Here is an 8,995-nt window from a genome sequence, read left to right as displayed (position 1 = left end):
TGCATGGTTTTGCACGCCTGACGCTGACTGATGCCATGCACAACAATCATGTGTTCAACTACTGTTTTCTTTTGATCAGGCGTTAAAGCTTTTTTCCAATGGCGTCTTTCAGCGCCTCATGGGTCAAGCTGAGGTCGGCAAACATGCGTTTCAGGCGACTGTTTTCTTCCTCCAATTCTTTGAGACGTTTCAATTCACTGGCCTCCAATCCTCCGTAACGCTGCTTCCATTTATAAAAAGCGGCCGTGCTGATGCCGAGTTCCCGACAGATCTCTTGGGTGGTTCTGCCATTCTCGTGTTCTTTGATTGCCTTAACAATCTGTTTTTCTGTAAATCTGGTCTTTTTCATAGTTGCCAATTCAAAGTTAATTCCTTTTCAGGAAATCCCCTCGCTGCGCTGCGGGGAGAATTCTACTTTTAATTGGTCCAACTTGGGGGAAGCTCACATATGAGGTTAAAAAAAAGTATGGAAAAATAGAAGCAGTAGTTGAAAGAGGAATAAAACAACGTACAGTTTTCTACAATCCTGAAACTGATTTTATAATTCAGGATTTGGATTCAGTTTTATAGAAATTCTTATCCATTGCATCTTTCAAACATTCCACCATGAATCTATGTCGGTATTAGAAGGAATATTTCTTAAAATAAGCTTTCGTTTATATTTATATGAGATAAACTGAATCTCATTGTTGCGAAGGTCAGTATGCAACTAATTGTCTGTAACTTTGTTGTTAGCTACAATGAAACACATGCCTGAGATTAGTCGGTTTTATGGAATTATTATTCGAATGTTCTTTGATGATCATAATCCTCCGCATTTTCATGTGATTTATGGGGAATATAAGGCAGAATATGATATACGAACATTAGAAGTTTTGGTGGGTGAATTACCCAATAGAGCAAATCAATTTGTACTTGAATGGGCATCACTTCATAAAGAAGAATTAATGATTAACTGGAATAACTTGCAAAATGAAATTCCGGCTAATAAAATTCAACCATTAGAATAAGTCATCATGAGTAAAATATATGACATCATTTCTATTAAGGTTCTAGACAATTTTCGTCTAGAAATAGAGTTTGATGACCGAGTTAAAAAAATTATCGACTTTAGTAGTAAAATTAGCAAGGGGCCAATGAGTAAGGCTCTTGCTGATCCTGATTTTTTTGCTCAGGTATCAATTATTGAAGATGGCAGTGGTTTGGTTTGGCCCAATGGCTACGATTTTTGTCCTGAGTATGCCCGTAATTTTGATAAATACGAGCAAAATGGTTCTATAAATCAAGTTGCAGAGCCACCTTCCGATTATGATCCATCTATTTAAATTCCCATCTATTTAATTCCTCCAAATTATTACTTTCGCTGTGAATTTTTGAAGATGGAAATAATTCTGTCATTCACTAGTTCAGTCAATCTATATGTCGGTACTCGTTGAACAATTAACCAAAAAATACGATCATCAAACCGCCGTGGACACCATCTCATTCGAGGCGCAACCCGGTAAAATAGTTGGCTTTCTTGGTCCGAATGGAGCAGGGAAATCAACCACTATGAAAATGCTTACCGGTTATATTCCTCCAAGTTCAGGGTCGGCTTCGGTTTGCGGCTTTAATATCGTGAGTCAATCACTGGATGTTCGCAAACAAATTGGCTACTTGCCAGAGCATAATCCCTTGTATTTGGAAATGTATGTAAAGGAGTCTTTAGCTTTTTCTGCTGATCTGCATAAAATCCAAAATATCAATAAACGTATTGCTGAAGTAATTGAACTAACCGGCTTAGGCAGGGAGCAACATAAAAAGATCAGTCAACTTTCAAAAGGGTATCGTCAGCGTGTGGGTTTAGCTCAGGCTATTTTACATGATCCGAAAGTGCTGATTTTGGATGAACCTACTTCAGGTTTGGATCCGAATCAACTGGTTGAAATTCGCAGCCTGATCAAAGAAATTGGCCGGGAGAAAACGGTTATTCTATCTACCCATATTATGCAAGAGGTAGAAGCCATTTGCGACCGCGTCATCATCATCAATAAAGGAAAAATTGTAGCCAATGATGATACATCTAATTTGAAAATGCTTACCTCCGGAAGTAAAATCTATCTTTTTGAGTTCGACAAAGAAGTTTTAAATGACCAGTTACTAACTGTTGAAGGAGTAATTGGAGCTGAATTAATTACAGGTAACAACTATAAGGTGACAGCTACTGAAGACATAAGAGGCCGCATTTTTGAATTTGCCAAAGCGAATGATCTGGCCTTGCTGAGTTCAAGACAAGAAGAAAATTCATTAGAAGATATTTTTAGAAGTTTGACAAAATGAGTTATTAGGTATGATTCGTCAGCCTGAGCGGAGTGGAAGGTTAGAGTGCACAATGCTTCGACTTCGCTCAGCATGACTTAATAAATACGACCTAATAAAATACTAATAACTCATTAACCTAACAACCAATAATGTACACCATACTCAAAAAAGAGATAGCAGGTTTTTTAAGTTCAATGGTTGCCTATGTAACCATCGTGTTTTTTTTAGTAATTACAGGATTGTTTCTTTGGGTTTTCCCTGATTCAAGCATACTTGATAATGGATATGCCACACTTGATCAGCTATTCTATATTGCACCTTACGTTTTTATGTTCTTAATTCCGGCAATTACCATGCGTTCATTTGCTGAGGAAAAAAAGGAAGGAACGTTTGAAACCCTGGCTACAAGCCCATTAACCGATTGGCAAATTGTCATCGGGAAATTCTTCGCCGGCTTGTTATTGGTCATTTTAGCTTTGGTACCAACCGTTATTTATTATTTTAGCGTGTATCAATTGGGTTCAACCCCTGGTAATATTGATTCCGGAGCTGTAATCGGATCTTACATTGGTTTGTTATTATTAGGAGCTGCTTTTACTTCGATTGGCATTTTTACTTCATCACTTACAACCAACCAGATCGTAGCATTTGTGTTGGCTGTTTTTCTTTGTTTTTTCTGTTTTGCCGGATTTGAATCGATCAGTTCAATAGCATTTTTAGGTAAAATTGATTCCTTATTAATAAGTCTTGGAATCAGTGCTCATTATCAATCGATCAGTCGTGGAGTGCTTGATACCCGTGATTTAATCTACTTTTTAAGTTTTGCTGCTTTGTTTCTGGCTGCTACTAAAATGGTGCTTTCAATAAGGAAATGGTAAATGGAATCATTGTAATTGATTTTAATGTCGGTGTAATTCAATAACAATCGGTGTAATCACCTTTAACTAATGAATAATAAAAAAAACTCTATAATTCAGTTTTTCATAGTAATTGCCGCAGTTTTGGCGGTTAATTTTCTTGCAGGACTATACTTTACACGTTTCGATTTTACTAAAGAAAAGCGTTATACCTTATCAAATGGCACTAAAGATATTTTAGCAAATCTCGATCATGAGGTTGTGGTTAATGTTTATTTGGATGGGGATTTTCCTGCCAACTTCAAACATTTAAAAAACTCAACCTGCGAAATGTTGGATGAGATGAAGGCTTATGCTAATGGAAATCTTTCCTATAATTTCATTGATCCCTTTATCGGAAGTACTTCTGAACAACAAAATGCTTTATTGGATAAACTAACCAAGGCTGGTTTGCAACCAACTAACCTCATGGTAAAAACAGAACAAGTCAAAACGCAAAAGTTAATCGTTCCCGGAGCGTTGGTTAATCTTAACGGAAAACAATTGCCTGTTCAATTATTGCAAAATCAAAGCAAGTGGGGCGCCGGAAGTCAGGAAGAAGTTATTAATGCTTCTATTGAAAATATGGAATACCAGTTTGCCAGTACCATTAAAAAATTAAGTGAAAAAAATAAACCCCTTGTCGGTTTTTTGCTTGGCCATGGTGAGTTAAATGATCGTGAACTGGCTGATATCGGACATACTTTGTCTCAATCATACGAATTACGTAGGGTAGATATGAACGTTGTTAAACTCGCCGATCTGATAAAGTTTAAAACGGTAGTTATTGCTAAACCTTCCATGCACTTTGAAGAAGCTGAAAAATATAAACTTGATCAGTTCCTGATGCATGGAGGACGCTTGCTTTGGTTGATCGATCAAGTTAATGCAGAAACAGATAGCATTCGTAACCGTGGATCAGCATTAGCTTATCCTAAAGAGTTAAATCTGGATGATCAGTTATTCCGTTACGGCGTTAGGATTAATTATGATTTATTGCAAGATGCCTACTCCGCCCGAATTCCGGTTATGATTGGATCCGGTCAGCAAGCGCAACAAGAGTTATTGCCTTGGGTTTATTATCCATTGTTGATGGCGCAAACCAATAATCCTATTGTTCGAAATCTTGATCCTGTTCGCACTCAGTTTGTCAATTCTATTGATACAATTGCTAATAAAGGCATTCATAAAGAAGTGCTACTGAGTACTTCTCCTTATACCCGCAAAATCGCCGCTCCAACGATGTTATCACTAAGCATCATAGAAGATGAATCGGATCCTAAGAAATTTAATGCAGGTCCGCAGGCGGTTGCTGTGGTGCTGGAAGGTAAATTTAAATCAGTATTTGCAGGCCGTACAATTGAAGGAGTCGATCAAAGTGTGCCATTTTCACAAGGAGAGCAGGAAAGTAGAATGATCGTAATCTCGGATGGTGATATAATTCGTAATGAAATATCTGCCCTGGACAAAACGGTGTTCCCACTCGGATTTGATAAATATACGCAGCAAACCTTTGGTAATAAGTTATTTGTTGAAAACTGTATTGATTATTTAACAGATGATTCAGGCTTGCTGACACTTCGAACCAAAGAGGTAAAGATTCGTTTGTTAGATAAACAGCGTATTATAACTGAAAAGATAAAATGGCAATTGATAAACACCTTAATGCCTGTTCTGGCAATAATTTTGTTTGGTATTCTGCACCATTATTATCGTAGAAAAAAGTACTCCAAGTAATAATTTAGATCAAAGAATAAAGATCCAAGAATAAGGACAATGTCTATATTTTTATCGTTTATCTTTGATCTTTGATCTCAAAACCATGGCAGCAATACTTGAATTTATCGGTTTTCTATTGTTGTCAGCCTTAAAGTTTTTTTTCTTTTATCCGGTTTTTATTGCCATGAATGACTATAATTTTTGGCAATCAATGGGCTTTGGACTACTTGCAGGATTTGTAGGTTCTGTAACTTTTATTTTTGCTGGTGATATGCTTTACAAAAGTATTGCTAAGTTTAGGTTAACGTTATCAAGGTCTTCTTCTCCAAATAAAAAACTCAAGACTATAAAGTATCGTCGTTTCGTAGTAAAGCTCCGAAATGTGTACGGTTTACCAGGAATAGCTATTTTATCCCCTGTATTAATCACTATTCCTTTTGGGTGTTTATTGGCAACAAGGTATTACCACAACAAAACGAAAATTCTGCTTTATTTTATGGTTTCAATCGCATTTTGGTCGGCTATGATATATATATTTAAAGAAACGGTTCTTAAGCTGGTTTCGTAAGGTAATTTGATTTGCAACCATTGACCTTAATGTTATTTTATTGCTACTATAATTTTTTCTTTTCCATTTGTGGAACTTTAAAATTATTTTAGCCACTTAAACCCATGGATAATTATGAAATTTATTGTATCCACCAGTACATTACTTAAACAATTACAAGCTATTAGCGGGGCGTTGAGCAGCAATACAGTGTTGCCAATCCTTGAAAATTTTCTTTTTGAGATCAATAACGGTGTTTTAACGGTTTCAGCAACTGATCTTCAAACTTCAATGACAACCAGCTTACAGGTTGAAGCAAAAGAAAACGGCAAAATTGCTATTCCTTCACGCATTTTGTTGGATACCTTGAAAACCTTGCCTGAGCAACCTGTTACTTTTACAATTGATAACAACACATTTGCAGTTGAAATAAATGCAGGTGATGGTAAATACAAACTTTCAGGAGAGAATGGTGATGATTTTCCAAAGATTCCTGTCGTAGAAAATGCTAATTCGTTCATCATGTCGGCATCGGTTTTGGCTGAAGCAATTAGCAAAACATTGTTTGCAGTTTCAAATGATGAACTTCGTCCGGCAATGACCGGAGTTTTCTGTCAGCTTTCACCTGCTAGCGTAACATTTGTGGCTACCGATGCTCATAAATTGGTACGTTACCGTAGAAACGATATTAAAGCAGAAAATGCAGCTTCTTTTATTATTCCTAAAAAAGCGTTGAATTTATTAAAGAGTTCATTACCTTCAGAAGATGTGTCAGTTCAAATTGATTACAACTCTACCAGTGCATTTTTTAAATTTAATACGGTTAGTTTGATTTGTCGTTTGATCGATGAGCGCTATCCTGATTACGAAGCAGTAATACCTCAAAATAATCCTAACCGCTTAACGATTGATCGTGGTCAGTTGTTGAGTTCTTTAAAACGTGTAGTTATCTATGCAAATAAAACTACTCATCAGGTTCGTTTGAAAATTCAAGGAAGCGAATTAAATATTTCTTCTGAAGATTTGGATTTCGCCAATGAAGCGTACGAGCGTTTAACCTGTCAGTATGATGGTGAAGATATGGAAATTGGTTTCAATGCACGTTTCTTAATTGAAATGTTGAATAATTTGGATACCAATGAAGTAATGTTAGAAATGTCAACACCAAACCGTGCCGGTATTTTGTTCCCAAGTCAGCAAGACGAAAGTGAAGATGTACTTATGCTGGTTATGCCGGTTATGTTGAACACATACGCATAAGTTGTAGGCTAACAAACAACGGAAGAGAAAAAAAAACTTCCGTTGTTTGTTAATTTACAGGCGATTATGTTTTTGCATTTTATTTTTCGAATACTATATTTGCATCCAGAACGAATTACCTCCTTAGAATCTTCTAAGTAACCGTAATTCTTATACAGAAGAGGCGAGAGAACAGGCTCATTGACCCTCTGGCAACCCCCGAAAGGAAAGGTGCCAATTCCTGCTCCAAACCAACAGGTTTGGGGAGATATAAAAATTACAGGGTCATGAATACAAAACAACATCCAATTTCAGGTAGTAACAAATGTGTAAGACTAACTTTAGGAGCAGGTCTTATTCATGTTGTAGCTGTATTTCAATGAAACAGGATATAGTACGGATAATTTATATTTAATAACCTTCTGTTGCAGAGCAGAGCGAGCATAACATAGATAAATGATCAATAAATTTTCATACAATCAACCTTTTAAGTTAGAGTCGGGAGTTGTATTGCCTGAGCTTGAAATCGCATACCATAGTGCCGGAACTTTTGATCCGTTAAAAAATAATGTGGTTTGGGTTTGTCATGCACTAACAGCCAATTCTGATGTGTTTGATTGGTGGAGCGGAATTGTTGGTAAGGGTAAATTGTATGATCCGGAACATTATTACATTATTTGTGCTAACGTGTTGGGTTCTTGCTACGGAACTACCGGTCCGCTATCTGTAAATCCCACTACACAACAGACTTATTTTCATGGATTTCCGGCCATTACCATTCGTGATATGGTAAATGCACATGAGTTATTACGTACGCATTTAGGTATTGAACACATTCATACCGCTATAGGTGGGTCATTGGGTGGACAACAAGCTATGGAATGGGCTATTTTACAACCCTCATTGATTGATAACCTGATTCTCATTGCTACTAATGCACAACATTCGCCATGGGGAATTGGATTTAATGAAAGTCAGCGTTTAGCTATTGCAGCTGATTCAACATGGAAAGAAAATAATGCAGAAGCTGGATTGGCAGGAATGAAAGCAGCACGTTCAATGGCTTTGCTGAGTTATCGTCATTATGATGCTTATAACCAAACACAGTCGGAAATTGATATAAACAAAACGGATAATTTCAAAGTAAGTTCATACCAGTCTTACCAAGGAGATAAATTGGTGAATCGATTTAATGCCTTTTCGTATTGGTCACTTTCAAAAACAATGGACTCGCATAATGTAGGCAGAGGAAAAGGAAGAGTGGAAGTTGCCTTAAGTAAAATTGAATCCAAAACATTAGTGATCGGAATTAGTTCAGACCTATTATTTCCTCCGGCTGAACAAAAGTTTTTAGCCGAACATATTTCCGGTGCTGAGTACATTGAAATCGATTCGTTTTTTGGACACGATGGATTCTTAATTGAAGACCAACAACTCACCAATGTAATTCACAATTTTTATACAGTTCAGGTTTAGGTAGATCAAAGAACAAAGAATCAAAGAAAAAAGGGGAAAACGTATATAATTATTTTGTTTTTATTCTCGTATCTTTTCATTAATCTATCTATAAAAAATGAAAAGTTACGAAAAGAACCTGCCTATTACGGCCTGGGCTGAAGATGATCGTCCGCGTGAAAAGCTAATGTTAAAAGGGCGGCAAGCACTTAGTGATGCTGAGTTGATTGCTATTTTAATTGGATCAGGCAGTAGAAAAATGAGTGCAGTGGAGTTGAGTAAATATATTCTTGATCTTTATAAAAACGATCTCAATAAGCTTGCCCTTGCCTCCGTGAAAGAACTTATGAAAGTTCCCGGAATAGGGGAGGCGAAAGCCATTTCCATTGTCGCAGCCTTAGAACTCGGTCGTCGAAGAAAGGAGCATCCACGTGAATCCAATCCTCAACTTACATGCAGTGCCGATGCCCAACTGTACATCTACGCTCATTTTGCCGATAAACAACACGAAGAATTCAAAATTATTTTGTTGAATCGGGCAAACCGAATCATGGGAAAAGAAGATATAAGTACCGGAGGAATGGCCGGAACAGTGGCCGATCCTAAAATTATCTTCAAAAAAGCAATCGATAACATGGCCTCGGGTATTATTCTTTGCCATAATCACCCATCTGGCAACCTAAGGCCTAGCCAGGAAGATATAAAACTCACCGCTAAACTTAAAGAGGCCGGAAGTTATTTAGACATTGTCGTTCTTGATCACCTAATCATTACGGATAATGGTTTTTTCAGTTTTGCTGATGAAGGTTTGATTTAGATTACACGGATTTTCTCCAAA

10 protein-coding genes and 1 riboswitch are annotated in these 8,995 nt (G+C 36.9%); of the genes, 9 read left to right on the top strand and 1 reads right to left on the bottom strand.

Features of this window, described 5'->3' with window-relative positions; genetic code table 11:
- Window positions 1-82: 82 nt before the first annotated feature.
- Window positions 83-349, bottom strand: coding sequence for a transposase (locus FN756_RS12280; RefSeq protein WP_142604402.1), 267 nt, complete (start codon window positions 347-349; stop codon window positions 83-85).
- 400 nt (window positions 350-749) lie between these two features.
- Here FN756_RS12280 and FN756_RS12275 point away from each other — a divergent pair, with 400 nt between their 5' ends.
- The 9 genes from FN756_RS12275 (at window position 750) to radC (ending at window position 8,974) form a co-directional block, all read left to right on the top strand.
- Window positions 750-1,010: a DUF4160 domain-containing protein gene (locus FN756_RS12275; RefSeq protein ID WP_142604401.1), complete on the top strand. Its 261-nt coding sequence runs from the start codon at window positions 750-752 to the stop codon at window positions 1,008-1,010.
- A gap of 6 nt (window positions 1,011-1,016) precedes the next feature.
- Window positions 1,017-1,325 (top strand): DUF2442 domain-containing protein, encoded by a 309-nt coding sequence (locus FN756_RS12270; RefSeq protein WP_142604400.1) that lies wholly within the window; start codon window positions 1,017-1,019, stop codon window positions 1,323-1,325.
- 94 nt (window positions 1,326-1,419) lie between these two features.
- Window positions 1,420-2,319, top strand: coding sequence for a gliding motility-associated ABC transporter ATP-binding subunit GldA (gene gldA, locus FN756_RS12265; protein ID WP_142604399.1), 900 nt, complete (start codon window positions 1,420-1,422; stop codon window positions 2,317-2,319).
- Between the two features lie 131 nt (window positions 2,320-2,450).
- Window positions 2,451-3,179 carry a gliding motility-associated ABC transporter permease subunit GldF gene (gldF, locus tag FN756_RS12260; protein WP_142604398.1) on the top strand — a complete coding sequence of 243 codons (729 nt, stop codon included), beginning with the start codon at window positions 2,451-2,453 and terminating at the stop codon, window positions 3,177-3,179.
- 69 nt (window positions 3,180-3,248) lie between these two features.
- Window positions 3,249-4,934: a gliding motility-associated ABC transporter substrate-binding protein GldG gene (gene gldG, locus FN756_RS12255; protein WP_142604397.1), complete on the top strand. Its 1,686-nt coding sequence runs from the start codon at window positions 3,249-3,251 to the stop codon at window positions 4,932-4,934.
- 85 nt (window positions 4,935-5,019) lie between these two features.
- Entirely contained in the window at window positions 5,020-5,484 is a 465-nt protein-coding gene (locus tag FN756_RS12250) for a hypothetical protein (protein ID WP_142604396.1), read from the top strand.
- A gap of 114 nt (window positions 5,485-5,598) precedes the next feature.
- Window positions 5,599-6,723, top strand: a complete 1,125-nt coding sequence (gene dnaN / locus FN756_RS12245; RefSeq protein WP_142604395.1) for a DNA polymerase III subunit beta — start codon at window positions 5,599-5,601, stop codon at window positions 6,721-6,723.
- A gap of 147 nt (window positions 6,724-6,870) precedes the next feature.
- Window positions 6,871-6,979: riboswitch (SAM riboswitch) on the top strand.
- Window positions 6,980-7,158: 179 nt separating this feature from the next.
- Complete coding sequence (locus FN756_RS12240) at window positions 7,159-8,178, top strand: homoserine O-acetyltransferase family protein (RefSeq protein WP_142604394.1); 1,020 nt, start codon at window positions 7,159-7,161, stop codon at window positions 8,176-8,178.
- Between the two features lie 97 nt (window positions 8,179-8,275).
- Window positions 8,276-8,974, top strand: coding sequence for a RadC family protein (gene radC / locus FN756_RS12235; protein ID WP_142604393.1), 699 nt, complete (start codon window positions 8,276-8,278; stop codon window positions 8,972-8,974).
- Window positions 8,975-8,995: the final 21 nt, after the last annotated feature.

The sequence above is a fragment of the Solitalea koreensis genome (assembly GCF_900182575.1).
GTDB classification, from domain to species: Bacteria; Bacteroidota; Bacteroidia; order Sphingobacteriales; family Sphingobacteriaceae; genus Solitalea; species Solitalea koreensis.
The sequence above is the reverse complement of the archived record's forward strand: the minus strand, read 5'-3'. Positions and strand labels throughout refer to the sequence as shown.

Excerpts from the sequence above, each read along its gene's own strand:
- FN756_RS12270 (WP_142604400.1), top strand. The coding sequence starts at position 1,017 with ATGAGTAAAATATATGACATCATTTCTATTAAGGTTCTAGACAATTTT.
- FN756_RS12275 (WP_142604401.1), top strand. The coding sequence starts at position 750 with ATGCCTGAGATTAGTCGGTTTTATGGAATTATTATTCGAATGTTCTTT.
- gldF (WP_142604398.1), top strand. The coding sequence starts at position 2,451 with ATGTACACCATACTCAAAAAAGAGATAGCAGGTTTTTTAAGTTCAATG.
- radC (WP_142604393.1), top strand. The coding sequence starts at position 8,276 with ATGAAAAGTTACGAAAAGAACCTGCCTATTACGGCCTGGGCTGAAGAT.
- gldA (WP_142604399.1), top strand. The coding sequence starts at position 1,420 with ATGTCGGTACTCGTTGAACAATTAACCAAAAAATACGATCATCAAACC.
- FN756_RS12250 (WP_142604396.1), top strand. The coding sequence starts at position 5,020 with ATGGCAGCAATACTTGAATTTATCGGTTTTCTATTGTTGTCAGCCTTA.
- dnaN (WP_142604395.1), top strand. The coding sequence starts at position 5,599 with ATGAAATTTATTGTATCCACCAGTACATTACTTAAACAATTACAAGCT.
- gldG (WP_142604397.1), top strand. The coding sequence starts at position 3,249 with ATGAATAATAAAAAAAACTCTATAATTCAGTTTTTCATAGTAATTGCC.
- FN756_RS12280 (WP_142604402.1), bottom strand. The coding sequence starts at position 349 with ATGAAAAAGACCAGATTTACAGAAAAACAGATTGTTAAGGCAATCAAA.
- FN756_RS12240 (WP_142604394.1), top strand. The coding sequence starts at position 7,159 with ATGATCAATAAATTTTCATACAATCAACCTTTTAAGTTAGAGTCGGGA.